This is a genomic window from Sulfurovum zhangzhouensis (assembly GCF_030347965.1).
Classification (GTDB): Bacteria; Campylobacterota; Campylobacteria; order Campylobacterales; family Sulfurovaceae; genus Sulfurovum; species Sulfurovum zhangzhouensis.
This window is the reverse complement of record NZ_JAQIBD010000004.1, coordinates 41078-67313: the sequence shown is the minus strand read 5'-3', so window position 1 is coordinate 67313 and position 26236 is coordinate 41078. Positions and strand designations below refer to the sequence as shown.

The window sequence follows — 26236 nt, the reverse complement described above, 5'->3', positions numbered from 1 at the left end:
TATAATACTTTCGCCAGTGCCGATTTCAGATACCCGGAAACTTCTTTTAGGGTATCGGCAATTTATAAATATTTTTTAAAAATACGTAAATTATTGTTAAGTCTTTTGGGATGTATACTGAAGTGTCATTGGTATCAAAGAGTGTATTGTAAATAACGGTTGAATAGAATGTTTAGGAAGATGTGCGGGAAGAAGTATGATACTTGTTGTATCATACCTGGTTGATCTTAGTGCTTACGACTACCTGTATTAAAGAATACAAACATCCCCGAGCCAATCACTAGAACAGTACTGTATACAGCTACCATGATTTCCATTGTATTTTTCCTTTAGTTAGTTTAGGAAATGGATTATACTTTATGCTGTGTTATATGTGTTAAATAATGTATAAATAATTTTAAACTTTTTTAAGAAGAGTTACAATAAGGTTCATATCTATTAGAATGACACTACAGGCTGAACATCACTATTCTTTAATCTCGTAATGCAGTTTCAGCCCCTCGCTTGTCATCACAAACCCTGAGATCATGATCTTGCCTTCATGGACCATTGTATGGTGTTTTTTACACAAAGGAATGAGGTTGTACTTATGGTTCTTGTGGAAGTGGTCGATATGACCGCTCTCATTAGCCTCTTTTTGTTCTGTAATGTGGTGAACATCATCTACGGCTGCATCACACAAAGCACATTTTCCAAGATAGAGCTCTTTGTTGTATTTGCTTCTTTTTTGACGGCTTAAGCGTTTGATATCACTTTGTGAATGGTTAAGGTTCTCTCTGATCTCCTGGGCGGTTTTGAGAAACTCACTATCCATATGAAGAGATTTTGCAAATTCCAGTCCATAGAGGCTGTCTCCCATGCCAAGCTGCAGTACTCGGTTGTAGATCAGTCTGTCGCTTTCATCATCATACTGGATACCCAGATGCAGGAAAATAAGGTGCTTGAGTCCCTGAAGATTCTGTATTTGGCCAAGTTGATGAAGGTGGCTGGCGAAGATAAAGGTTGATCCTAAAGAGATAAGCTTGAGAATGGCTGCAGAAACGATGGCAAGTGCCGACTCTGTTTCGGTCCCTTGAGAGATCTCATCCCCCAGGATCAGTGAACGTGCATTGGCTCTATTAAAGATATTCTTGAGTTCCATCATCTCAACACTAAAAGTTGACAGCCCCTTATAGAGGTTGTCTTTTGAAACGATACGTGTAAAGAGCTTGTCATACAATCCAAAACGAAGTTCCACTGCAGGGACATAGAATCCTGCCTGTGCTAGAATGACACTCAGTCCAACACTCTTCATCAGTGAAGACTTTCCTGAGGAGTTGATCCCATAGAGCAAGATCCCCAGTACATCCTCGCCGTTACTTGCATTTAGTGTGATGTGGTTATGTCCCGTACTATTGTTGGCACCCAAAAAGAGGTCATTTGGCACATAGATCCCACGTTCGTCATTGGCTTCAATGATAGGGTGACGCAGGCCGATCGCTTCATAGAAGTTACCTTCCTCGATGATCGGACGTGTAAGGTTCATGCTTTTTGCACATTTGGCATTGGAGATTGCCACATCAATGTTCGCAATAAACGCAATGAGTTTTTCAAGCAGGAGTGAAAAGCGGTTTTCCAAAAGGTCCAAACTCTCAACATAACGCTGTTTGACCAAGGAGACCAGTTGTACCTGAGCGGTCTCAAAGTTACGGGTGATATCCTCAAAAAGCGGCGCTTGCATTTTCACGGCATTTTTGAGGTGTCTATAGGAGAAATCTTTGAAGAAGTGATGCTCATTGTCAATGGTGACAAATGACTCTTTGAGCGCCTTTTCGATCATCATAAAACGGTTTTTGGTAAGATTGAGGAAATATCCTTCGCTGTCCAGATAATTGACAGTAGTGTATTTAGTCGTCCCGTTGAAAAGCTTGTCTTTTTCAAAAAGTGACTCAACATGCACTGCTACCTGGTCCATCTTGTCAAGTTCTTTTTGTTGGCTCTTTACAATGGTGTCAATGGCAGGGTAGACACCGTTTTTAAAGATATTGTCATTGATCTGTTCGATCCTGAACCTTGCACAGACATCTAGTTCAAAGGTCTCTTCAAGTACTGTGGACATTTCCCGGACTTCATCATAGAGCTTTTCATCGATCTCCAGCCCGCTTGACTGCGCATCTTCGATCAATTTTAAAATGGATTCCAAGGACATGGAAATATAGGTCAACTCTACAGGGTGGAGTTTACGTAGTTTGATACGTCGTGTGATACGCTCAAGATCATAGATCTGTTTGAGGTGTGTTTCAAAACGGTCGATACTAGGTAGAAGCTGTTCGGTCAGATCGTAACGCTCTTCAAGGAGTGCTTTATCGCAAATGGGATTAAGCAGGCGTTCTTTAAGAAGACGTTTCCCAAATGCCGTAGAGGTTTTGTCGATTAGATCCAGCAGGGTGACATCACTGGGATCACGTGAGATAACTGAGAGCTGTTCCATGGCATTGTTACCGATATACATATAGCGGTTGGATCCAAGGAACTGTGGTTTGTTCATCTTTTCAATAATGCTCTCATCATGCTCGATAATGAAATCAATCAATATAGCCAGTGCCTCTGTGGTGTAGGGATGACGTTCCAGATCAAGGTATTCGATAGCACTTAAAAAAGAATTGATCTCAAAAACCCTGCTAAAGAGTTCATTTTGATAAGAGACTTTGAAGCGTTTTGTATTGACAGTATGATGCAAAGAACCAAGTTCCAGGTAGTGGATCAGCCACTCTTTGTCTATCTCTTTGCTTTCAAGGGTGACGATCACCTCAGAGGTCGTATAGGTCTGAAGCAGGTTAAAAGCTTCGTCAAGTGCATAAGTCTTGTCATCGCGGGTGGAGTGTATCTCATTGGCAATGGTCTTTCCTGTACTCACATCGATCGCTGCATATCCTACCGAGAAGATCCCGGCATTTTCATCGATCAGCAAAGAGACGATATTGTTTTCGGTAGGCTCGCTGAGATACTCGAAGTTTGTACCCGGGGAGATGATGTTGGAGACATAACGCTTGACATTAGGCATCTCGCCTTTTTGTTTGACGACAATGATGGTGTACTTTTTGGTAGCAATGAGCCGTGAGAGGTAACGATCGAGAGAAACGGCAGGAACTCCTGCAAGCAGGGGATTGTTCACTGAGTTTTCCAGGATCGCTTTGCTTTTTCTTGTGAGCTGGATATTCAGCAGTTCGGCGATCTCTTTTGCTTTCCCTATTTTCAGTGTATCATTGTTGACTTCATAGACTTCAAAGAAGGTACCGATTTCCATCAGTACCAGTGCGTCTTTACCGTACTTTTCTTCAAAGTAGAGCTGCAGATCAAAATAGACTTCAGTGAGGAGTTTTTTCTTATTGGAGAGTATCTCTGTAACTTGATCCACGTGCTTACAACCTGCCTTTTTTTGTTGGAATTGATTGTATCATAAGTGAGGTTAGAAGCTCTAAGTATTATGTGCTTTAGAAATACTTCAGAAAATTTGGGTATAATGCCCTCCCATTTTATGCCGATAGGAATCTTCCTATCAAAGTAAAAAATTCAAAAGGGAGTAAGCATATGCCTAAAATGAAGAGCGTAAAAGGCGCTGTAAAGCGTTTCAAGGTGAGAAAAAGCGGTAAAATCAAAAGAGGAACTGCTTTTAGAAGCCACATCCTTACTAAGGTAGATGGTAAACACCACAGATCAATGAGAAGCCCTAAGCATGTTGATCCAGCGGATGCTAAAAAAATCAAAGCGATGATCAACTAAGGTTGATCCAATAAGTAGTATTCCCTCTTAATAGAGGCAAGTTCAAACAATAAAAAGTTTGACACCTACTAAAACCCTTGAAGGGTACAAGTTTCAGGTAAAGGAAAAACAATGAGAGTAAAAAACGGTTTTGTAAGACACAGACGTCATAAAAAACTACTAAAACAAGCTAGAGGATTCTACAGTGGTAGAAGAAAGCACTTTAGAAAAGCTAAAGAGCAGCTTGAAAGATCATTAGTATATGCTTACAGAGATAGAAGACAGAAAAAAAGAGACTTTAGAAGACTCTGGATCGTTCGTATCAATGCAGCAGCTAGACTTAACGACATGAACTACTCAAGATTCATGCACGGTCTTAAAGTTGCAAACATCGAGCTTGACAGAAAAATTCTTGCTGATATGGCAATGAACGCACCAGAAGCTTTCACAAAAGTAGCTGAAGCTTCAAAAGCAGCACTTGCAAAATAAATCTATCTTTTGAGAGGCTTTTGCCTCTCGCCCTTTTTTAAACATTTCCCAATATTTTTTTCATTAGTCTTTTGATAATAATAATATGCATCCCATGTAGTGTATCAGACTGGAAGCTTGTCATGTACAAAAGTACTATTCACCTCTTTGTGTTGCCCCATGATAGCCAATGATGCCAGAACGAAGGTTGCAGACGTGTTCAAACCCCAGTGATTTCATGGCATGCTGGACTTGAAAGCTTCTACTGCCTGAGTGACAGTAGACGATGACCGGTTTTTGTTTCTTGTCATGGTGTTCTTCGATCTTTGCATAGAACTGTGATGTGGGTACAAGGGTATCGGTTCCTACGATATGTTCCATTTGATACTCCATATACTCGCGTACATCCATCAATGTGAAATTAACCATCTTCAAAGCCCTGGCCTCAAGCAGTGCTTCAAGTTCATCGCTATCAAGCTGCTCTTCTTTCAAAAGTGCTACAGCTTGTCCCATTGTAAGTCCCTGTGAATGGGTGTGTGCTACCTCTTCGGCGGCATCTTTGAGCTGTTGTGAGGCAGCATACTCTGGGGTACAGAAGATACCGCAGTGACAGAGTCCATCTTCAGGAATCTCTTTTTCAAGGGCAGGTTTACATGGACAGATACGGTTGTCCGCTGCTTTTTGTTCCTCTTTGGTCTGCCCTATCACCATAAAACAGGGGCAGAAACGTTTACCGTAGATAAGTTTGTTTCGAGCGAGCCCCATAGCTACCCCCTCATTCACCTCTTCATTGGGGTTTTGTACGAAACCAAACTGCTTATTGACCTTCTCGACAAATTGCCAGGTCTTCTCAAGTTCTGCTTGAAACTCATCGGAATTCATATCGATCTGTTGCATAGATATCCTTTATGGTGTCGTTTGATTGTTATCCAATTCCTTCGAGAAGGCATCCAGATCATTGGCAAACTCCTGCATCTGTTCGCCCCATCTTTCTAGAAAGTTCTCGGTTTTATGCAAGTCTATATGGATATCGGTTTCATTGGCCTCGATTCCGGCACCTTTTCCTTCATTAAACTCTTTCTTGAACCGTTTTACTTCGTGTGTGAGCTGTTTGCCCATATGATCAAAAAAGTTTTTGGTCTTGTTGGTATCGATTGTGATTACACCATCTTTTTTAGAGATACCCATACGAAGCAGGGTAGAGTTGGCATCATACATTTTCTGTGCTTTTTTCTCGGCTTCCTCTTTTGCTTTGAGCTCTGCAAGCAGTTCTGCTTTTGCCTCTTTTGCAATCCGGGAATCTCGTTCGCTCTGAGACTCGCATCCATTAAATGCCAAGATCAAAATGATAGATAGAAATAGCGTTCTTATGGTCGACTCCTTCAAGTAATAATTTATTATTGTACTATTTTAATTTAAGATAGCGAATAGGAGGAAATAAGGTTCGAAGAGAAAGAGGAAAAGTATAAGCTATTCTCCACATTTCCCCTGACCGCATTTAGGAGAGACTTTGTTAGGTATATTTTTGCTCTTATTGTTTTCATCAACATCGCACTTACACGATATTTTTTTGTCATATGCCGATTCCCCGCTCTTGCATTTTTCCTCTTCATTATTCCCCGTAGCTAGTGTCACAGATAAAGTAAGCACCAAAACAGTGAACGATATCACGAGATATTTCATGATTTTACACCTTTCTGTTATTTGTCTTTACCGAAAATGAGATAGTCAAGACTGAACTTTCCAGCTCCGAACGAAGCAAAAATAGCCAAAAATAACATATAATAAAGTGGAATCTCAAATCCGTTATCTCCAGAAGCAAAGCCATGCGGCAGATGTACGGTCACGATAGCAACGATCATTACTACAATTAAAGGCAGAGAGATCAGTCTTGTAAAAAGTCCCAGTGTAAGCAGAACAACTCCTGACAGTTCGGTACTTGCAGCCATATAGGCATTGAGTGTAGGAAAGGGAATCCCTAATGTTCCAAACCAAATGGCGATAGCGTCGATATCCGCCCACTTTCTCATTGCAGGACCATAAAAACCATATGCTACGGTCAGCCTGGCAAAAAGAAGAGCGAAATCCTGCCCTCTACTTAATATCTCCCTTGCTCTGGGATAGATATGTGTGATCATAATACTCTCCTTCCATCCGTATCGGCGATTGAGTTCTTACACCTAGATTTAGGTTTAACTATTTCTTTGTAGCATTATCACATTTTCCTGCATCACATTTTGTTTTAACTATTTTTGCGCTCTCGCATTTTCCTTTTGCGTTATCCGCATCTTTACTATCAGTGCACCCACTAAGTGTCAATATTCCAAATCCTATTAAGAATGTTAATACCATATTTTTCAACATTTCGTCTCCTTTTTATGATTTTAGACATTCAAAGTATAATATGATAGTTGTGTACTTTATGTGTAGAGCTATAGCTCCACCGGAAGTACACAGAAGTGCTTTAAGATAATATCAATACTTTACAATAAAAGAGAAAAAATGACGCGAAGAGATTTTTTGGTAACCAGTGCTGTCGTTGGGCTGTCTACCTCTATACAAGCACAAGGAGTGAGTATAGAGTCTAAAGAGTTGAAAGCAGTAGAACCTATTATCGCAGCAGTACAGCAGCATATGTTCCCCCGAGAAAGCAAACTTCCTTCAGCCAAAGCGATGAATACGATCACCTTTCTTCTGGAGACAATTACGCATAGTAGCTATGACAGGGATATCAGACGCTTTGTGATAGAAGGTGCCCAAGAGCTGGAAAGACGTACAGAAGGTAAGTTCTTGACGATGGACAGTGCAGAAAAGGAGAGAGTGTTGCGAAGCTATGAGGAAACAAGTTATGGCAGTAATTGGCTTGCACGTATCATGACCTTGACAATGGAAGCGATCTTCTCTGATCCAATATACGGTTCTAATATCGTGCAAGAAGGATGGAAAGCGGTAGAGAGCTTTGGAGGATTGCCTCGACCAAAGCAAAGGTATATCTACGGATGAGCAGTTTTGATGTGGTGATCGTGGGATCAGGAGCCAGTGGCGGGGCCGTAGCATATACGCTGTGTAAAGCAGGCTATAAGGTGGCTATGCTTGAAAAAGGGCGTTTGATAGGGCGTGAAGAGTTTAGTAAAGATGAACTGGCTTATTGTCGCAGGGATATTGTCACGCCTAGTTTGTTTGATGAGTATCATGTGATAGAAGAGAAGATAGACGGCAAATGGATGGCTACGCCGACCTATGAATCAGGATGGAGTTTTTGGAACGGTAATATCGTTGGAGGTTCATCCAATCTGATGAGTGGTATGTTTCACCGTATGCATCCTGATGACTTCAGGTTGAAAAGTAAATATGGTCCCATAGAGGGAGCCAATGTAGTAGACTGGCCAATTTCTTATGATGACCTGGAACCTTACTATACGATGGCTGAAGAGGTGGTTGGAGTTTCGGGAGTGTATAAGAAGCATCCATTTGAGCCATGGAGGAGTACTCCTGACTTCCCTCAGCCTCCTACCAAAGAGAACGAGGTTGTAAAGCTCTTTGACAAAAGTTGTCATACGCTTGGTATCACGCCGTTGGTGACTCCCCGTGCTGTGCTCTCTAAAGATTCGGGACATCGTAGTGCATGTTACTACTCCAATTTCTGTGGAAGTTATGGGTGTAGTTCGGGAGCGAAGGGAAGCTCCAGGGAGGCACTGCTTTTTCCTGCCCTGGCTACAGGCAAGCTGACATTGATGAGTAATACCTATGTCAAGTACCTTGAGAGCAATGAAGAGAAGGTGACTTCAGCTGTCATCATCGACACGTTAACAGGAAAAGAGAGCAAGATCTCAGCAGATATTTTTGTCATGGCTGCACAAGCTCATGAGAGCGCGAGGTTACTCTTTAACTCAAAAAACAAACATCACCCCCATGGTTTGTCCAACAGTTCCGGCGAGCTTGGGAAAAACCTGATCTTCTCTGCTGGGGGGTCAGGGCAGGGGGAACTGCATAAGGAGAGTCTTAAAGAGATAAGTTTTGAAGCTTTGATGCAAAGAGGGTTCTTTGTTAACCGATCGATCCTGGATTGGTACTATATAGATCATTGGTGGGACGGGACTTTTAAGGGTGGCTCAGTTGAATTTATGTTCGAACATCAAAATATCATCTCCCGAGCCCGTAAGAACAATGAAGAAGAGGGTAAGTTGATATGGGGGAAAGCATTGGGAGAGAGAGTCGAGAAACGCTTTACCGAGAGCAAGAGTATCCGTTTTGAGATATTTAATGACTGGCTGCCCAATGACGACTGTTTTGTAAGTGTAGATGATAATTACAAAGACAAATATGGAATGCCTGTAGGAAAACTACGTGTTGCAAACCACCCGCATGATCTTAAAGTGGGTAACTACATTGCCAAGAAATGTGAAGATGTACTTAAAGAGATGGGGGCAAAAAACATTTACAGTTCTATCACTGCCACGCCGCCGCAGAACCTGATAGCCGGGGGCTGCCGTTTCGGTGATGATCCCAAAACCTCTGTGCTAAACAAGTACTGTCAGTCCCATGACATCCCCAATCTTTATGTCGCAGATGCCAGTTTTATGCCAACAGGAGGTTCTGTTGCTTATACCTGGACGATCTATGCCAATGCATTCAGGGTTGCAGATCATATCGTAGAACATTTAAGTAAAATATAAAGTTGGGTTTATTTTTTATTAACTCTAGCTTGGTATCATACTGTATATTTAAAAATATAGGGAAGGGGAAAAACCATATTTTACGCGAAAGGAATACACTTGAAAAGACTGCATACATTTTTAATCTCACTTGCAGTGGCTTCCCTGGCTACAACTTATGCATCGGCTGAAACGCATAAGATAAAAAAAGGTGAAAATCTATACTCTATCGCAAAAGCGAATCATACTACGGTCACAGAACTCTGTAAACTCAATGGCCTTAACAAGGGTGACACACTTAAGATCGGAAAAGTATTAAAAGTTCCGGGTACGCAAAAAGCTGTAGCGACAGCGACATATAAAGTTAAAAGCGGTGATGCCCTCTACACTATCGCTAAAAATCATCAGACGGATGTGACAACACTTAAATCACTCAATGGTCTTAAAGATAATACACTGAAAGCGGGTCAGACGCTTAAAGTACCTGCACTACAATCAGTAAAAGTTGCAACGAATACAACTCCGACTCCAAAAAGCGAAAGAAAACTAGCACAGACGCTCGCAAGTTTGCCGAAGTCAACCTATATGAAACAAGAACCCTCTAAAAAAGATGTCTTTAATTTGGGAGACATTTTCTTTGGAGAGGACGCAAATGACGATGTTGTAAAGGTTGCTAAAACTAAATTGGGTAACCGATATGTATGGGGAGCTACTGGAAACAAAGGGACCTTTGATTGTTCAGGGTTTACAAAGTACTGTTATAAAAAGAATGGGGTTGATATCCCAAGAACCTCTATTATGCAATCTAAGTATGGTAAATTTATCAAAAGAGCAGATCTGCAAAAAGGTGATCTTATCTTTTTTGATACTTCCAGAGGACGTAAAGGATATGTTAACCATGTAGGTATCTATGTAGGAGACAACAAGTTTATCCATGCGTCTTCAGCAAAGAAAAAAGTAGTGATCACAAGTCTTGATAAAACATTTTATTCTCAACGCTATATGGGTGCAAGAAGACCCGAATAATCTTTCCCTGGAAGCCCTTTGTGTGGCTTCTGTCTTTTAACTTCTACTCTTTTTAATCATCTTACTTATTTCATGTAAAAAGTTTACATCTTGTAATTCTTAGGACCTTTGTCCTTGGTGTTTGTTTGTTCTGCTTAGGTATTAGAGGGGGGGAAAGTATGAGGGATGATGTAAATGTCAAGGGAATATACCCCTGACATTAAAGTCAAAATGTAAATTTACTCAGCTTCTAAAACAGCACCTGAACTTGCATTGGTAACGAGTGCTCTATATTGCTTGAGCCATTTGCTGGTAAGCGGTTTAACGATCGGTTTAAACCTATCTCTTCTCTCTGCGATCTCTTCAAAAGTGAGTTTTGCCTCAAGGATATAGTTGTCTACATCAATGAAGATCTCATCACCGTCTTCAAGCAGACCAATCAGCCCGCCTTCAGCCGCTTCAGGGCTCACGTGACCGATACTTGCCCCTCTGGTTGCTCCAGAGAATCTACCGTCAGTGATCAGTGCAACTTTGTCACCGAGTCCCATACCCATGATAAGGCTGGTAGGGCTGAGCATCTCTTGCATACCTGGTCCGCCTTTTGGTCCTTCATAACGGATAACGACAACATTTCCGGCTTTTACCTTACCGTTGATGATCCCTTTGATCGCTTCATCCTGAGAGTTGAAACATACTGCTGTCCCGGTGAATACTCTATCTCCTGTAATCCCTGCAGTTTTGATCACGGCACCTTGCTCTGCAAGGTTACCATACAGGATGGCAAGACCACCAACCGCTGAGTAAGGATTATCGATCGTGTGGATGATGTTGGTATCTAGGATCTTAGCATCCTGGATCTTCTCATAAAGTGTCTCTCCTCCGATACAAAGGTTGTCAGCCAGAATGTCATCTCCACGCTTTTTCATCTCGTGCATTACCGCATTTACACCACCGGCCTTATTAATATCTTCCATGTGTACTGTTGAGAGTGACGGAGAGATCTTGGCGATATGTGAAACTCTTTTAGAGATCGTGTTGATATCTTCAAGGTTGAAGTCTACTTCTGCTTCTTTTGCGATTGCCAGCATATGAAGTACAGTGTTTGAACTTCCTCCCATAGCCATATCTACAGCAAATGCATTGCGTACGGCATTTTCATTCAAGATATTTCTGATCTTAAACTTTTCACGCTCTGCTTGTTCCATCTTAGCGATCTGACAGATACGGCGAGCAGCTTTTTTGTAAAGCTCTGTTCTTTCAGGTGTGAGTGCAAGGATCGTACCGTTACCCGGTAGAGCAATACCCATTGCTTCCATAAGTGTATTCATAGAGTTTGCCGTAAACATCCCTGAACAGCTTCCTCCGCTTGGGCAGGCATTACACTCGATATCGTAAAGTTCCTCGTCTGAGATCTCTCCGGTCTCGTGTTTACCTACAGCTTCAAAAGCAGAAGCAAGGTCGATAGGTTTACCATCTTTGGTATGACCTTTTTGCATCGGTCCACCTGAAACAAATACAGTTGGAACATTCACACGAAGTGCGCCCATGATCATCCCCGGTACGATCTTATCACAGTTAGGGATGGCGATCATTGCATCTAGTTTGTGTGCATTCATCACCGTTTCAACCGAGTTAGCGATGATTTCACGGCTTGGAAGAGAGTAGAGCATACCATCATGCCCCATTGCTATACCATCATCTACGCCGATGGTGTTAAATTCAAATGGTACACATCCGTTCGCACGGATCTCTTCTTTGATCACTTCAGCTACTTTGTTGAGGAAAAAGTGTCCCGGAATGATTTCGATAAATGAGTTGGCAACCCCGATGAACGGTTTATCGAAGTCTTCTTCTTTTACACCTGTTGCACGAAGCAAGCTTCTGTGTGGTGCTCTGCTGAATCCAAGTTTTATTTCGTCACTTCTCATCATTGATATTCTCCTTATTGACAAGTATGTCTTGCCAAGCCTTCCTTCTACTAGAGCTCCGCCGTATGGCTTAGAACCATTAGTGTAAGGAATTGATTTTATTTTAGGCGATTATAGCACTTTGCATCTCAAAAAATGCAAAAACTCATGGTAAAGATTATTTTTTTAAAAAAATTGTCCACTTTTTATTTACATTAAAAAAGTTTTAGGCTATAATCTCACTCCATTTTTGGGATAATCTCGAAAATTTGTTTGGAGTGCGGGCGTAGCTCAGGGGTAGAGCATAACCTTGCCAAGGTTAGGGTCGACGGTTCGAATCCGTTCGCCCGCTCCATAAATATTGAATGTAAATTGGTGTTCGATTAGGCCCGGGTGGTGAAATCGGTAGACACAGGGGACTTAAAATCCCCCGGTCATTGCGACCGTGCCGGTTCGAGTCCGGCCCCGGGCACCACTAAAACATTTAAGAAAAATGGCGCCATCGCCAAGTGGTAAGGCCGGAGCCTGCAAAGCTTCTATCCCCAGTTCGAATCTGGGTGGCGCCTCCATTTTTCATCAAAATTAGATGAAAAAAACTTTATTAAACTAAATTTTATCTTTTTGGGGTAAAATTCTGTTCTTCTTAACACAGTCGGGAGATGTCAGAGTGGTCGAATGTGCCGGTCTTGAAAACCGGTGAGGGTAACACCTCCGGGGGTTCGAATCCCCCTCTCCCGGCCACTTAAACTTACTAATCCTTTATAAATACCAATAAATTGAAACTCAAAACAAATTTAGAAGTTATCATTTTTTATTTTTCTTACATCTTATTATCATGAACCTATATCTATTTCCCTGCACTACATTTTCCCGGTGCACATTTCATTTCAGAAGTTTCATTTTTGGATACAGCTTTCTCTGCTGTCGTCATTTCTAGACTTAATCTTGCGGTTGCTTCATCTCTCACACAATTATAAACTTCTTTAGTGGTTTCTGCATCTACTACACATGCTCTCCGTGGGTCATCTTCTTTTAATTGATCTAAAATATTCGTTTTCTTTTTGACCAGTACTGTAGAACCGTCTATCATACTTGCTGAACATTTCCCCGGTCCGCATTGCATAGCATTTTCGCTAAGTGATTTTGTCTTATCTTTATCGCTGCATCCTGATAGAAGGATACATACAAACAGTGTTAGAACCGATACAGTTCTTTGGTTCATCATCATTCCTTTTTTGTTTTCTTTAGTTGTATCTTCTCGTATATCTCATAAAAGATCGGTATCAGTAGAAGACTGAGTAGGGCAGAACTGATCATTCCTCCTATCATCGGTGCTGCGATACGCTGCATTACTTCGGAGCCGACACCATGTGTATACATGATAGGGAGCAGACCTGCCAGTATCGCAAATACGGTCATCAGTTTTGGTCTGACCCTTTGTACCGCACCTTCATAGATGGCATCATTCAAATACTTCAGGTCAAAGCGGTCTCCCACTTTTAAACGCATCTGTTCAACACTCTCTTTAAGATAAACGATCATTACGATGGCTGTTTCTGCTGCTACACCCAAAAGAGCAAGGAAACCTACGATCACTGCTATACTCATATTAAACTGCAACATATCGATATAGATAAGTCCGCCAAGAAGAGCAAACGGTAATGTAAAAAATACGATCAGGGATGGTATCAGCGCACGCAATGCAAAATAGATTAGAACTAAGATCAGCAGCAATACAAGGGGAACGATCCATATGATTTTTTGCATGGCAGACTCAAGGTATTCAGACTGCCCTGCCCATTGGATATAGTATCCATCTGGCAATTTTATCTTTTCCAGTGCTTTGATCGCTTCTTCTTTATAAGTAACAGCACTCATACCGATCTTTGGCGTGATAGAGATGAAGGTAACGGGTGTTGCCATCTCACTTTTGATGACTGATGCGCTTTCACGGTATCCTACATCGACAAAGGTCCTCAACGGTACAAATCCCAATGGTGTTTTGATCTGAATATTTCGTATCTCATCAAGGTTACGTCTTTCATCCTCTTCAAACCGTAGTGCAACAGGATAACGTTCCAGATCTTTATACATGGTAGTGATCTGTTTTCCTCCGATCGCAGTAGAGACATATTCCAGGATCAATGATTTGTCAATGTCATAGCGTTTAAGTGCTTCGGTATTGATCTTAATATCAATGAAATATCCTGCACTTGCTTGGTCAGCGATCACTGACTGTGTACTGTTAAGCGAACGAAGCGTTGTTTCGATCTGCTTGGAAATCTCTTGAAGCCCTTTGTCATCCTTACCGTAAAGTTTGATCCCCAGTGGTGTACGGATACCCGAAAGCAGCATATCGATACGTCCCCTGATAGGATAGGTCCATGAATTGATAAGACCCGGAACCTGAAGTGCTGCATCCATCTGTGCTATCAATTTTTCGGTTGTCATCCCCTCTCTCCATTCATTTTTCGGTTTGAAAGTGATGATGGTCTCTATCATTCCTAACGGTGCCGGGTCGGTTGCCGTATCAGCTCTTCCCCCTTTACCAAAAACAGTTTCAACCTCCGGAAAGCTTTTGAGTATCCGGTCTGTTTTTTGTGTCAGCGCTTTGCTTTGATCCACAGAGATACCGTAAGGTGTGACAGGCATATACATCACACTCTGTTCATCAAGCATCGGCATAAACTCCCAATTCAGCTTTTGATAAAGCAAGAATGTAAAGAATATCAATAGAGTTGCAACTGCAATGATGATGTATTTGAACTTGAGTCCATAGGTCAATATCGGGGTATAGAGCCAGATAAAAAAACGGTTCAGAGGATTTTTGGATTCGGGTATAATCTTTCCCCTGACCATATAGATCATCAGCACAGGAACAAGTGTCACTGACAACAATGCCCCCGCAGTCATCGCGAAGGTCTTAGTATAGGCCAGCGGAGTAAAAAGCAGTCCCTCCTGACCTGAGAGTGCAAAGATAGGTAAAAATGATACTACGACCAGTGCCAGTGCAAAGAAGATCGGTCTACCTACTACCTGTGCAGCCTTCACGATCGTAGCGATACGTTCCTGGTGGCTAAGCTTGCTTCCCAGTTCTTCTTGACGTTTGAGTATCGCTTTATGGGCATTTTCAATCATGACTATCGAAGCATCTACCATTGCACCGATAGCAATGGCGATCCCTCCAAGACTCATAATGTTCGATCCTATCCCAAAGAGTTTCATCAGTAAAAAGGTCATACCGATGGTGAGAGGCAGGATGATCAGAGTGATGAGAGAAGAGCGAAGATGCATTAAAAACAGCCCGATGATCACTACTACGATGATACTCTCTTCAATCAGCGTACTTTTTAACGTATCCACTGCTTTGCCGATCAGCTCGGACCGGTCATAAGTCGTGACGACATTCACCCCCTCAACTTTAAGCTCTTGCATCTTTTGTTTGATGCGTTCCAGGGCACTGTAAACATCCTCACCGTAGCGTACCATGACGATCCCTCCAACGACCTCTCCTTCACCATTGAGATCTGCCAACCCGCGTCTTGCCATCGGCACTTTCTCAACACGTCCAACATCCCCCAATGTAAGAGGCACTCCCCCTTTTGTAGTGATAACAAGGTTACGTATCTCTTCAAGATCTTTGAGATATCCCTTTGCCTGTACCATCCATTCATAACCGTTGTGTATCACGATTCGGCCGCCTGTATCGTTGTTATTCTCTTTTAGGGTACGTGCGATATCTTTGATGGAGAGACTATACTGAGCCAGTGCATCATTGTTGACCGTTACCTGGTACGTTGGGACAAAGCCGCCGATTGACGCAACTTCACTTACGCCATCAACACCCATCAGCCCGTATTTATAATAGTAGTCCTGCAGCGTACGTAACTCTTCAAGTGTTTTGGTTTTGGAGGTCAGTGCATACTCAAAGGCCCATCCAACCCCCGATGCGTCCGGTCCCAGTGAAACTTCCATAGTGTCGGGCAGTTTGCTCTGCACTGAGGCAAGCTGTTCAAGTACTCTGGAACGGGCCCAATAGAGGTCAGTTCCTTCTTTAAAAATTATATAGATCAGAGCATTCTCATAAGTAGAGAATCCGCGTACTGTCTTGATATCTGAAATAGCAAGGAATTGTGAAACCAAAGGATAAGTTCCTTGATCCTCGATGATTTCCGGGCTTTGTCCTTTCCAATTTACCTTCACGATCACCTGCGGTGGTGAAAGGTCCGGGAGGGCATCCAGAGGTGTATGCTTCATAGACCAGACGGATCCTATGATCATAAAAAGTACCGCCATGAGAATCAAAAAACGGTTCTTGACACTGGCTGCTATCAATTTCTCAATCATTACTTCGTCCTAATATAAACTATTGATCTGGGCATCTGAATCCATCATAAATAGCGCATTATTTACAATACTCTCTCCCTCATCTAAACCTTGTGTCACAATAAAGTATTGGTCATCAAGCGGTTTAAGCTCGATCTTGACAGGCTCATACTCCCCTTTAAACTCTGTGGCCAAAAATGCATACCAACTGCCGTTTTTTCTTATTGCTGCAGTGCGGGGAATGAGAAGCTGTGTACTTTGTGATGCCGCTGCACTGATGGTCGCATACATTCCCGGCATTAAAATATCATTGGGATTTTGAAGTGTTAAACGCAAGGTGGCAGTGCTTTCTTTAGGGTTTATCATAGGATAGAGCAGAGACTTCTTGGCTTGAAAGGTGTTGTTGATCCCCTTGATCTTTATAGTGAAGTGGTTCAGCTCTTTAAGGTTCTCTAGATCATCCTGGTACAGTTTCATCTCAACCCAGACATGTTCCAGGTCGACAATGGTGAAGAGCGTGTTCATGGTTTTGAATGCAGAACCGTTATTGATGTGTTTCTCTACGATCCATCCGCTCACGGGAGCATATATGGTTGTCATTGTATCTACTCTTCTGGTTTGTTCGATCGATACTATCTCTTTAGGATCGACTCCCAGAAGTTCCAGTTTGTCTCTCGCACTTTTTATCATCTCGGGAGATGGATGTTTATCCCCGAACCTTAAAGAGTTGAGATAGTCCTGCTTTGCTTTGTAAACCTCAGGTGCGTATACTTTTGCAAGGGCTTCTCCCTTGTTGACCCGTTGATACCTTTGATTGGTATACAACATTTCAACAAATCCTGAATACCAAGCTACGATATCTGTCATCAATGCATCATCGGCAACTACATAGCCGTAATAGGTCTTTTTAGGGGCAATAGACCCTTTTTTGACTTTGACAGTAGTTACGTTGAAAAGTTGACTGACCGTAGGTTGTATCTGTTCGCGAGGTTTTTCGCTGGTTTTCTCTGGTGTTTGTTTCAGCTCTTCAGCTTGCATTGAAAATGTGAGTGTGAACATGATGAGTATGATCAAAGAGCGGTACATTTATATCTCTCCTATAAGTGCATGGAGTGTGGCTTTGGTACGAAGATATTCAGCCTTGATAGAGAGGCTCTCTTCTTCTAAAGCAAGTTGTTGTTCGAGAGTTTGTGTATAAGTGAAAAGATCAGCACCTTCTTTTATCGCAGAAGCCTGAAGTTCAAGCATATGGGAGAGCTGCGGTAAACTTTTTTCTTGGATAATACGGTAAATACGGTATGCCTCATTCAATCTGGCATAGTTGGATCGTATCTCGCTTTGGAGAAAGGCTTTATAGTCCATCACGTCACTTTTTGCAGAAAGCGCTTCTTTTTTGGCGATCTGGGAATTGAGTGTTTCTTTACCATAGATCGGTAAAGAGACCCCTATCGTAACGGAGCCGTAATCGGGATAACTATTACGGTTAAAGTAGCCCATTTGTACATAAGGATCAGGGGTAGCTTCCAAGTCCACCAACGAACTGTTGGCAAATGCAGCTCTATTTTGTGACAGCTTCATGCGATAGGTTGGATTGTGTTCGTATCTGGCAAGATAATGATCCAGGGATAATGGACGTTCAATACCCTGTTTCCCGGATACGGTCTTGATGTCTTGCTGTGTCAGGTAGCCAAGTTTCTCTTTTTGTGATTGAAGCAGTGCAGTGTAGCGTTCTAGTTGTATATTGATCTTGAAGAGTGAAAGTTCTGCAGAAATACTTGCTGTATGACTCTTGGGTTCAGTAGAGATGGTAGCAGTATAGATCTCGATATTTTCTTTTGCCAGATGCTGATAGCTGCGAAGCACGGCCATACGGGCTTCGAGTTCTTTCACCGTATAAGCTGTCATTTTCACCTGCTTAGCAAGCTCTATTCGTGCCGCCTCATAGGAATCAAGAACGACATTTTTTTGTTCCTGTGCATAGGTTTTGCGTGCCGCAAGTTTGCCAAACCAGGGAAACTTCTGTTTGATATTCACTGCCTGGAACTGCATTGGTTCAAGTGAACGATTAAAAGGCTCTTCAAACTGGATATCATTGACAAAAAATGAAAGGTCCGGGTTTTCCCATAGTTGGGTCTTGGCAATACGTTCATCCATAGATGAGAGCCGATAGTGTATGCTTTGAAGAGAAGGGTGCTTTTTCAAAGCTTGCTCAACAAGGTTGTCAATGCTCTGTGCTTCAAGTACATAAAGCATAAGTAATACAGAGAGAAAAATACGCATAGATTCAAATCCTCGTTCTAAATTTGTTTTAAGTCTATCTTAAGTGTGTGTAAAATGTGTGCATAATGAATGCAAAAAAGGTTAAAAAATTATCTTTCCAAGGGAAACTTCATTACAATATTTTTATGCAAACAACAATGACACTTCATGCCATTATCATAGGTAAGCAGGCCAAAGAACCACTACACTATGTTGATTCTGTGCAGGCAGTTAAAGGCAAGGGATTAGAAGGCGACCGATATTTCTATGCAAGAGGTACATTCAACAAGCCTCAGCTAGACCAGTCTGTCAGAGAGGTGAGCATCCTGCCTTATGAAAGTTTGGCTGAATGCAACAAAAGGTTGGGTACTGCTTTGGATTTTGTTGACCTGCGCAGAAATCTGGTGATCAAAGGATTTGATGCAGTTAAGATAGGAGATAAGATCTTCAGGATAGGGGATGCCGAGTTTCGTATCGTACGTACCTGTCCGCCGTGTCGTTATCTCTCCAAACTTCTAGACGCAGACGTCATGAAGGGTTTGAAGTATATCGGTGGATATCGTGCCGTAATTGTGAAGAGCGGTATGATACAATGTGGTGATGAAGTTATTTTAGAGGAGTAAAAATGGGTGATAATATTGCAAAATTGATATTAAGAGTGATGGTCGGCGGGTTGCTGCTTTTTCACGGTATTGACAAAGCACTGCACGGTATAGCATTTATCAAAGGAATACTGAAAAGCCAGGGAATCCCGGAGATGTTGGCTTATGGTGTATATGTAGGGGAGATTCTTGCTCCGATCTTTTTGATCATTGGCTGGAAGAGCAGAGTTTGGGCAGCTATTATCGGAATGAACATGCTTGTGGTGCTCTATCTTACACAAATGGGGAATCTGCTTAAGCTTGGGGCACATGGAGCGTGGGCAGTGGAATTGCAGATGTTCTATCTATTGAGTGCTTGTGCCATTGTATTGCTGGGTTCAGGCAAGTACGCAGTGGTGAGAGATTAAAATATAGTTTTTTTATAAATAAGTATTATACTAAATAATAGATACCTTATAAAAATCTTTAAATTTATGATATACTAGACCCAAGTAGCCAAACTTAAATATAAGAGGACGGTAAACCATAAGTTTTTGAAAACCGTCAGGTTACTGAATGAAGGAGATTAAGCAAACATCTGTTTTTTATTAAGATATATGTTGTTAAGTGGTGCTTGAAATAAGTTAACTTTGATTGAAGCAATAAGGAGTAGAAAATGGGGTTGACCAAAGTTGATTCATGGTTTAGTCATAAACGGAAAAGTCTAGGGAAAGCTTTATGCAGCATTATCTTTATAAGTACTGCAACAGTTACTACGCAAGCGGGGAATCTAAGCCTTGATCTGCAGGGATGTAGGTCATCAGATACTAATAACTATCGGTTAGAGGTCGTACCGGATGTATATAATAATCCAATCAATATGTATTTTTGTGACGATGCTGCTTATACTCAAGGAAATATGAAATACTGGTCTGAACTGGACCTTGTTCCTCATCATATTATTTTCTCCAATACCACAGGAAGTCCGCAAAGTTTTACATTTAAAGTAGGTGGTGACTATAAGGATACAAATGATCCTAATATTGTTGGTTGGGACTACATCACTGAACTGACACTGGATGTAAATGCAACTAGAGCGATAGCAGTCTCAGACGGAAAAGACCCAGATATTGTAGTTTCTGAGTGTTATTCTATTGGAGGGATAGCAACGCAAACGATCGAGATTACACCGGTTACTGAACAAGAGATCTTTCGTGTCGTTGATGTAACCGGTTATCCTACCGATCTGACCTGTGTGGCGATCTACAATATGAGACTGGCGATCGGTTCAAGCCGATATAGCGGATCTTCGCTCCAAAGCCGTTTGATCAGTGTCGCTTCAAGTGTGAATGTGGGTGACCAAACGCTTCCATTACCGGATGTTATCGCTACCTCATTTAGCAAGACTATGCAGGCGACACGAGGAGGAAGTAGAACATGGACGGTTTCAAAGTCTTCTTCTTCTAATACGGTCACATTTAACAATACCTGTGATAGCACTCTACCTTTACAAAAAGATGTGAATATCACAGTCACATGGACCAAAGGCGAGATAACGCCAGCTGGAAATGTCAATATAACCACTGTAATACAGGCTGATAATGCGGCAAATCGTGCTATAGACATTTCAGTCGTCGATACCCTCTTTGGCGGTCTAGACCAGAGTAACCAGGTAGGACAACTCACTTGTCCAACGGTAACACTCCCGGCGCATAGCGGAACGCAGCCTATCTGTACACATACCTTCACTGTCCCGGCTGATTATCTGGTTTACAATGATGTGGCAGTGGCAACGTACCAGGAAAATGATGTCAATATCAGCTATCCAGGTTTCACACCTCCTACCCTAACAGCTACTGCAACTGCCTTTGTTCAAGGTACCTCACAGGGTGGGGATGAGAATGCTACGATCAAAGATCGTGAATGGCTTACAGGAAATGATCTGAACTATTCTGTAGCAACACCGGCGAGTGGTAGTTTTGACAATTACATTGCAGATACCATAACCAATGGAGAGGTTAACTGGACATCTGATCTTGCAGAGAGTAATGGAAGCGTGACGTTCCATAAAACGATCTATGCACCGTATGCTACTAAGACTACAGGAACATTAAGTGATATCGCTTCATTGAGAACAGGTGGCGGTACTGCAACAAACAGTGGAACCTATAGTATCTCTCTCATCGCTGATGCAGAGGTGAATTTGACCATTATCAAAACGATGGATATAGCAGAGATACCTGCTGGACAGACGTTAGACTTTAACTTTACTGTGGTTAACGGAATTGACTTCAATGAAACATTTACGCTAGAGGTCAATGAGTCCAATCCAAGTCAATCTATCACTTTCTCCGGGCTTACACCGGCTCTATATGGTGTAGCTGAACATACAAAAGTCGGCTATGCCGTGGTTGGAAGCTCAGTGAGACAGGTTGATTTGACAATTGATGGGCTGACTCCACATTGTAGTGGAACAGTAGAATTTGTCAATGAGAAAGCTGGACGTCCAGGTGTAAGGGCGTACAAAGTGACTGATCCTGGATCAATAAATGGTGTTGATCAAAATAGCAGCTGGATTATGACTCTCTACAAGTGGAATGATATTAACATGACTTGGGATCCTGTTGAAAGTAACCTGACAGGTGTAGGAACAGGTATGGCGACACTGGTGGAGCCGAACAATCTTGAGAGTGGAAGATACAGGGTCCAAGAGACATTAAAACCAGGTTGGTATCAAATTGGAAGAGTAGGATCAGGATGTGACTTCAACTATACTATTGATATGAATGTTTCAACCTACGAATGTGTATTTGCAAACGCAATGTACGGTACGGTGATTATCAATAAAGAGTTTGTTGCAGGTTCTACTGCTGTTGACTTTAACTTTACACAAGATATCAACAGTTCTGATCCACTTGTATTGGGTGATGCGGAGACGACAAAAACTTATCTAAATCTCCGAGCAGGACAATATACGGTTACTGAAGCGGATGCTAAGCTTACAGGTCAGTCCCCATCTTATGATCTCACAGGACTTATATGTACAGAGAGCCTGGGAGATGGTGAGGAAGATAATGGTACGACAACCAGTCTACTGAACCGTACGGCGAATATCGATCTTGATCCGGGTGAAACTATAGAGTGTACCTTTACAAACCGTGAGCGTGGAAGAATCAGTGTACTTAAAACAGAAGACGGTAACGCTACCACAGAAGTTTGGACATTTACGCTTGAAGGTGAAGAGGGTATTATTGAACATAATACAACGTCAGGTCTTGACTTCTCTGGGGCTAGGCTGCAACCAGGTAAAACCTACACACTCTGTGAGGTGAACGTAAAAGAGGGATGGAATGCTGATTGGTTCCTCAATGATGTTAACATCACTGCGGATTTAGTATTGGTTTCTCATGACGGTCACATCGATCGTTGTTATGACTTTAATGTGACTGCAGGAGAGACTGCAGCATTTGATATTGACAACATTGCTCCTACCAATGCAGTGTTGGGTGATTATGTATGGTTTGATGACAACAATAACGGTATCCAGGACCTTGGTGAAGATCCGGTAGAAGGGATGACTGTAGAACTCCTTGATGCTAATGGTTTACCGGTTACAGATATCTATGATGACGGTATCAAGTTTACAGGCCCCGATGGCAGCTACCAGTTTACTGTAGTTCCAGGTGAGTATAGAGTGAGATTCTCAGGGATGCCATCAAATTATGTCTTCTCTCCGATACATAGCGGTGTAGATCCTTCCATCGATTCAGATGCGGACAGTACCGGGTTGACAGGTGTGATTACTATGTCCGGTGAAGATAACTTGACGATCGATGCGGGTATTTATTGTAGCTGTCATGATATGGCGTCGTCGGATAATAGCTCGGCAATGGGGACTATCTCGGCTACCCTCATGATGTTGATGACATTGATGATAGGTCTTTTCTTTGTTCGCAAAGAAGAGCAACTAGAGAGAAATAGAAGATAAGGGAGGAAGGAATAATGAAAACGATCATTAAAGCAGCGACACTCACTACTCTTTTGTCTATCAGTTCAGTCTATGCAGGAGGAAAAATGGTTGCTCCTGCAGTTTCGCCTGTGGCTGAGATAAAAGAAGCTGATATTAACCCTTGGTACATCGGGGTTGGTCTGGTTTGGGCAAATGTCACCCGAGACTGTTACTGTTATGACCTTCAAGGAAATATAAGAGATATAGTCAGAACAGAAGATGATAACTGGGGTGGTATCGTAAGATTAGGGTATGATTTCAATCAATACTTTGGGATTGAAGCACGTTATCTCAATGCCAGTGTTCTGGATGCTTTCTTTAATACAGAACATTATGGACTCTACCTGAAACCGCAAATACCGTTAAGTGAGAGATTCAACCTGTACGGTCTTTTAGGTTATGGACATACCGAAGTTGATACAAACTGTGATGGGATACACGAAACCTTTTCACATAATGGATTCAGTGCCGGTATCGGTTTGGAGTATGATCTCTCCTCCAAAGAGGATGATTATGAACATTATAAAAATAGTGTAAACGGGGTACCGGAGTTTGACAGACCTTTTGACGGACATGGTGATCAGGAAGTTGAATGGGGATTATGGGTTGATTATCAGAACCTTCTCCATGACCAAGGGCCGGTAAAATACAGATCCAATATTGTCAGTTTTGGGGTTACTTACGACTTTTAATATTTTACTGGAGAGCTTTTAGGGCTCCCCAGTACTTCTTTTCTCTTCATATTTCTCATAAAGATTCAACTCTATTAACATATATGCAATATCATTCTGGTTGTGATCAGACAATGATAATATGGTATGAGTACATTGAGACTGCACGATGTACAGTTATTATTTGCAAAAAAAGGAATGCTATGAGAATAATGATATTCTTCTTACTTTCAGCGCTCGTTACAGTGAGTATAGCTACGGAAATGCCCGTCTCAATGAAACCATGGAAGAGCAATGTAGAGAGGCTTAGTGAGTTTGAAAAGTATGTGTTGATCAATAAGGGAACAGAAAGAGCATATACAGGAGAGTATGTCTATACCAAAGAGGATGGTATCTATCGTTGTAAAGTATGTAATGCCCCTTTGTTCCGCTCTTCAGACAAGTTTGAATCCCACTGCGGCTGGCCGAGTTTTGATAATGCCATACCCGGAGCGATCAAAGAAGTAGCCGATAAAGACGGGATGCGTACGGAGATCGTCTGTGCAACTTGCGGGTCACATTTGGGACATGTATTCAAAGGAGAAGGTTATACCGACAAAAATACCCGCCATTGTGTCAACTCTATATCCCTAACCTTTGACAAAAAGAAAAGTGACGTGCAAGAGAAGGCAAAAGCCTACTTTGCGGGAGGATGCTTTTGGGGCGTAGAGTACTATATGGAGCAGGTTAAAGGAGTGATCGAGGTACGCTCTGGATTCATGGGCGGAAATGTCAAAAATCCAGGATATTACGATGTAGTACGCGGTGATACAGGGCACATTGAGACAGTTGAAGTGATCTATGATCCGGCACAGGTCTCGTATGAAACTTTGGCTAAAACCTTTTTTGAGATACATGATCCAACCCAGGTGGATGGACAGGGACCGGATATCGGTAGTCAATACTACTCTGCTGTTTTTGTCAATAATGACAAAGAACGTAAAGTTGTCAATAAATTGATAGGAGTACTTGAGAAGAAAGGGTATAAGATAGCTACCAAGGTACTTAATGCCGCACCGTTTTATAAGGCCGAAGAGTACCATCAGGACTACTACAAGCATAAAGGGACAACCCCTTATTGTCATAGACGCGTTAAGCGTTTTGACTAAGCCTGTGTGTTGACCATCCAAAGTGAAAAGATGTTGAGGTAGTCCCAAAAGCTTTGGATGTTGGCATCACTGCTTTGCTTTTCTTCAATGATCGGCTGAAGGGCTTCTTTAAAAAGTTCCAGCCAATGTAAACGCGTCTCGGGAGTGATGGTAAATGGGGCATGACGATTGACCATATGTGGTGCACCGCGCTTTTGATTGAAATAAGCAGGTCCTCCACAGATCTGTATGAAAAAATCTGCAGAAGTATCGCCTGCCTCTTGCATCTCTTTAAGTGTCGGAGGGAATATCTCTTTGATGGGACTTTGGTGAAGTTTTGTATAGAACCTCTGAAGAAGTGCCCGCATTCCTTCTTCTCCTATATCCTGAAGAAACTCAGGGTTAGGTTTGGTGACAGGTGGTCTGATGCCTGGTTGATAGGGCTGAATTGAAAAACTCAATGATCTGGTACTAAATTGCATTACTTACCTTTATGCTTTATGATTGCAACGTTATATCAGGATAATAATGAGATGTCAACTGCTAGATCCCGCATCCCTGTTCGATGGAGAATGTGTTGGTATAGCCGCAACTATTACACTCAAACGTGATCATCTTAGGTCCGCAGCATCCGCTTGAACGTTGATCTGTGATCTCAATCGTATTTTGTCTGCAGGATGGACAAAACCCTCTTTTGATAGCATCAAGCTGTGCTTTCTTTTCTTTGAGATAGTAGATATAGCCTATTACTGACCCCATAAGAATAATAAGCATAAAAAGTACGACATAGAGGGTATCCATTCCTGATCCTTTATCTATAGGTTTTGAGTGTGGCGATATGCATTTTATACTCTGGCAGGTGTTTGGCTACCAGATCCCAAAATGGCTTTTGGTGGTGTTTATGTGAGATATGCGCCAGTTCGTGAACGATGATGTATTCTATCACATTTTGAGGCAGTTTCATCATCATGGTATTAAAGGATAAAGCATTTCTAGCCGAACAGCTTCCCCATTGACGCTTTGTTTTTCTAAATGTGATCTTTGTTGGTGAAAGCTGCATTCTTTGTGCCCATTTTTCAACAAGCGGAGGGATCACCTTTTGTGCTTGTACTTTATAGAATCGATTGACATGCTGTTCAAACAATGCTTCGTCATAATTATGATACATCAGTGTGAAACATTCTTTTTCAAAGAGCAGTGTAGTCCTTTGTTTCTTATGTGCTATAAGATGAAGGGGGTAGGGTGTTCCAAAGTAGTAGAGTTCACTGTTTTCTGAAAAGTCTACACATTTTGCTTTTTGAGATGCTATCTTCTCTCGTGCACGATTGATCCATGCAGACTTCTTCAGCAGTATCTGTTCAATCCGACGTTGTGATATCTTAGGTGATTTAATGATGAGATTACCCTTCTCATCAAACTTGAGGTAGACATGTTTTAACCTGGGATTGACAATATGGGTATAGTGAGGCAGAAGAGAAAGCATATAG

Annotated in this window: 24 protein-coding genes and 4 tRNA genes; 14 read left to right on the top strand and 14 right to left on the bottom strand. The window is 41.9% G+C overall.

Annotated elements, in window-relative coordinates:
- Nucleotides 1-466: 466 nt before the first annotated feature.
- A complete protein-coding gene (locus tag PGH07_RS10120) occupies nucleotides 467-3397 on the bottom strand; it encodes a MutS-related protein (RefSeq protein WP_289414354.1) in 2931 nt (976 codons plus the stop codon).
- Between the two features lie 173 nt (nucleotides 3398-3570).
- Between PGH07_RS10120 and rpmI the strand changes: the two genes are divergently transcribed.
- Together rpmI and rplT are read left to right on the top strand one after the other, a co-directional pair.
- Nucleotides 3571-3762 (top strand): 50S ribosomal protein L35, encoded by a 192-nt coding sequence (rpmI, locus tag PGH07_RS10115; protein WP_289414353.1) that lies wholly within the window; start codon nucleotides 3571-3573, stop codon nucleotides 3760-3762.
- A 111-nt stretch (nucleotides 3763-3873) separates the two neighbouring features.
- A complete protein-coding gene (rplT, locus tag PGH07_RS10110) occupies nucleotides 3874-4230 on the top strand; it encodes a 50S ribosomal protein L20 (protein ID WP_289414352.1) in 357 nt (118 codons plus the stop codon).
- Between the two features lie 135 nt (nucleotides 4231-4365).
- Here rplT and PGH07_RS10105 read toward each other — a convergent pair whose 3' ends face one another.
- The 5 genes from PGH07_RS10105 to PGH07_RS10085 all read right to left on the bottom strand — a co-directional run bounded on the left by PGH07_RS10105 (nucleotide 4366) and on the right by PGH07_RS10085 (nucleotide 6573).
- On the bottom strand, nucleotides 4366-5106 hold the full coding sequence (locus PGH07_RS10105) for a ferredoxin-thioredoxin reductase catalytic domain-containing protein (protein ID WP_289414351.1): 741 nt from the start codon (nucleotides 5104-5106) through the stop codon (nucleotides 4366-4368).
- A gap of 9 nt (nucleotides 5107-5115) precedes the next feature.
- On the bottom strand, nucleotides 5116-5547 hold the full coding sequence (locus PGH07_RS10100; RefSeq protein ID WP_289414350.1) for a hypothetical protein: 432 nt from the start codon (nucleotides 5545-5547) through the stop codon (nucleotides 5116-5118).
- Between the two features lie 132 nt (nucleotides 5548-5679).
- Nucleotides 5680-5892, bottom strand: coding sequence for a hypothetical protein (locus tag PGH07_RS10095; protein WP_289414349.1), 213 nt, complete (start codon nucleotides 5890-5892; stop codon nucleotides 5680-5682).
- A 17-nt stretch (nucleotides 5893-5909) separates the two neighbouring features.
- Nucleotides 5910-6347 carry an HvfX family Cu-binding RiPP maturation protein gene (locus PGH07_RS10090; RefSeq protein WP_289414348.1) on the bottom strand — a complete coding sequence of 146 codons (438 nt, stop codon included), beginning with the start codon at nucleotides 6345-6347 and terminating at the stop codon, nucleotides 5910-5912.
- Nucleotides 6348-6405: 58 nt separating this feature from the next.
- Entirely contained in the window at nucleotides 6406-6573 is a 168-nt protein-coding gene (locus tag PGH07_RS10085) for a hypothetical protein (protein WP_289414347.1), read from the bottom strand.
- A gap of 138 nt (nucleotides 6574-6711) precedes the next feature.
- On the opposite strand from PGH07_RS10085, the gene PGH07_RS10080 reads away from it, so the two are divergent.
- The 3 genes from PGH07_RS10080 (at nucleotide 6712) to PGH07_RS10070 (ending at nucleotide 9890) form a co-directional block, all read left to right on the top strand.
- A complete protein-coding gene (locus PGH07_RS10080) occupies nucleotides 6712-7212 on the top strand; it encodes a gluconate 2-dehydrogenase subunit 3 family protein (RefSeq protein ID WP_289414345.1) in 501 nt (166 codons plus the stop codon).
- Entirely contained in the window at nucleotides 7209-8885 is a 1677-nt protein-coding gene (locus PGH07_RS10075; RefSeq protein WP_289414344.1) for a GMC family oxidoreductase, read from the top strand. The genes PGH07_RS10080 and PGH07_RS10075 overlap by 4 nt, the downstream gene beginning before the upstream one ends.
- 99 nt (nucleotides 8886-8984) lie before the next feature.
- Entirely contained in the window at nucleotides 8985-9890 is a 906-nt protein-coding gene (locus PGH07_RS10070; protein WP_289414343.1) for a C40 family peptidase, read from the top strand.
- Between the two features lie 218 nt (nucleotides 9891-10108).
- Here PGH07_RS10070 and ilvD read toward each other — a convergent pair whose 3' ends face one another.
- On the bottom strand, nucleotides 10109-11797 hold the full coding sequence (gene ilvD / locus PGH07_RS10065) for a dihydroxy-acid dehydratase (protein ID WP_289414465.1): 1689 nt from the start codon (nucleotides 11795-11797) through the stop codon (nucleotides 10109-10111).
- A gap of 259 nt (nucleotides 11798-12056) precedes the next feature.
- Here ilvD and PGH07_RS10060 point away from each other — a divergent pair.
- The 4 genes from PGH07_RS10060 (at nucleotide 12057) to PGH07_RS10045 (ending at nucleotide 12517) form a co-directional block, all read left to right on the top strand.
- Nucleotides 12057-12131 (top strand) — tRNA-Gly (locus tag PGH07_RS10060).
- 32 nt (nucleotides 12132-12163) lie between these two features.
- Nucleotides 12164-12251: transfer RNA gene (locus PGH07_RS10055), tRNA-Leu, on the top strand.
- Between the two features lie 20 nt (nucleotides 12252-12271).
- A tRNA-Cys gene (locus PGH07_RS10050) sits at nucleotides 12272-12345 on the top strand.
- Nucleotides 12346-12429: 84 nt separating this feature from the next.
- Nucleotides 12430-12517 (top strand) — tRNA-Ser (locus tag PGH07_RS10045).
- 106 nt (nucleotides 12518-12623) lie between these two features.
- On the opposite strand, the gene PGH07_RS10040 is transcribed toward PGH07_RS10045, so the two are convergent.
- The 4 genes from PGH07_RS10040 to PGH07_RS10025 are packed head-to-tail and all read right to left on the bottom strand — an operon-like array spanning nucleotide 12624 to nucleotide 18382.
- Nucleotides 12624-12998 (bottom strand): hypothetical protein, encoded by a 375-nt coding sequence (locus PGH07_RS10040; protein WP_289414342.1) that lies wholly within the window; start codon nucleotides 12996-12998, stop codon nucleotides 12624-12626.
- 2 nt (nucleotides 12999-13000) lie between these two features.
- Nucleotides 13001-16123 (bottom strand): efflux RND transporter permease subunit, encoded by a 3123-nt coding sequence (locus PGH07_RS10035; protein WP_289414341.1) that lies wholly within the window; start codon nucleotides 16121-16123, stop codon nucleotides 13001-13003.
- 9 nt (nucleotides 16124-16132) lie between these two features.
- Nucleotides 16133-17188 carry an efflux RND transporter periplasmic adaptor subunit gene (locus tag PGH07_RS10030; RefSeq protein ID WP_289414340.1) on the bottom strand — a complete coding sequence of 352 codons (1056 nt, stop codon included), beginning with the start codon at nucleotides 17186-17188 and terminating at the stop codon, nucleotides 16133-16135.
- Nucleotides 17189-18382, bottom strand: coding sequence for a TolC family protein (locus PGH07_RS10025; protein ID WP_289414339.1), 1194 nt, complete (start codon nucleotides 18380-18382; stop codon nucleotides 17189-17191).
- Nucleotides 18383-18447: 65 nt separating this feature from the next.
- Here PGH07_RS10025 and PGH07_RS10020 point away from each other — a divergent pair, with 65 nt between their 5' ends.
- The 5 genes from PGH07_RS10020 to PGH07_RS10000 all read left to right on the top strand — a co-directional run bounded on the left by PGH07_RS10020 (nucleotide 18448) and on the right by PGH07_RS10000 (nucleotide 24770).
- On the top strand, nucleotides 18448-18984 hold the full coding sequence (locus PGH07_RS10020) for an MOSC domain-containing protein (protein WP_289414338.1): 537 nt from the start codon (nucleotides 18448-18450) through the stop codon (nucleotides 18982-18984).
- Nucleotides 18985-18986: 2 nt separating this feature from the next.
- The gene (locus PGH07_RS10015; protein ID WP_289414337.1) at nucleotides 18987-19370 is read left to right on the top strand and encodes a DoxX family protein; all 384 of its coding nucleotides are present in this window, start codon (nucleotides 18987-18989) and stop codon (nucleotides 19368-19370) included.
- Between the two features lie 248 nt (nucleotides 19371-19618).
- The gene (locus tag PGH07_RS10010; protein ID WP_289414335.1) at nucleotides 19619-22930 is read left to right on the top strand and encodes an SdrD B-like domain-containing protein; all 3312 of its coding nucleotides are present in this window, start codon (nucleotides 19619-19621) and stop codon (nucleotides 22928-22930) included.
- A gap of 14 nt (nucleotides 22931-22944) precedes the next feature.
- The gene (locus PGH07_RS10005) at nucleotides 22945-23643 is read left to right on the top strand and encodes a porin family protein (RefSeq protein WP_289414333.1); all 699 of its coding nucleotides are present in this window, start codon (nucleotides 22945-22947) and stop codon (nucleotides 23641-23643) included.
- A gap of 182 nt (nucleotides 23644-23825) precedes the next feature.
- On the top strand, nucleotides 23826-24770 hold the full coding sequence (locus tag PGH07_RS10000) for a bifunctional methionine sulfoxide reductase B/A protein (RefSeq protein WP_289414332.1): 945 nt from the start codon (nucleotides 23826-23828) through the stop codon (nucleotides 24768-24770).
- Here the strand turns inward: PGH07_RS10000 and PGH07_RS09995 are convergent.
- The 3 genes from PGH07_RS09995 to PGH07_RS09985 form a co-directional block, all read right to left on the bottom strand.
- Nucleotides 24767-25231, bottom strand: coding sequence for a globin domain-containing protein (locus PGH07_RS09995; protein ID WP_289414331.1), 465 nt, complete (start codon nucleotides 25229-25231; stop codon nucleotides 24767-24769). The genes PGH07_RS10000 and PGH07_RS09995 overlap by 4 nt on opposite strands.
- 61 nt (nucleotides 25232-25292) lie before the next feature.
- Entirely contained in the window at nucleotides 25293-25550 is a 258-nt protein-coding gene (locus PGH07_RS09990) for a hypothetical protein (protein WP_289414330.1), read from the bottom strand.
- 10 nt (nucleotides 25551-25560) lie between these two features.
- Nucleotides 25561-26232, bottom strand: coding sequence for a M48 family metallopeptidase (locus tag PGH07_RS09985; RefSeq protein ID WP_289414329.1), 672 nt, complete (start codon nucleotides 26230-26232; stop codon nucleotides 25561-25563).
- Nucleotides 26233-26236: the final 4 nt, after the last annotated feature.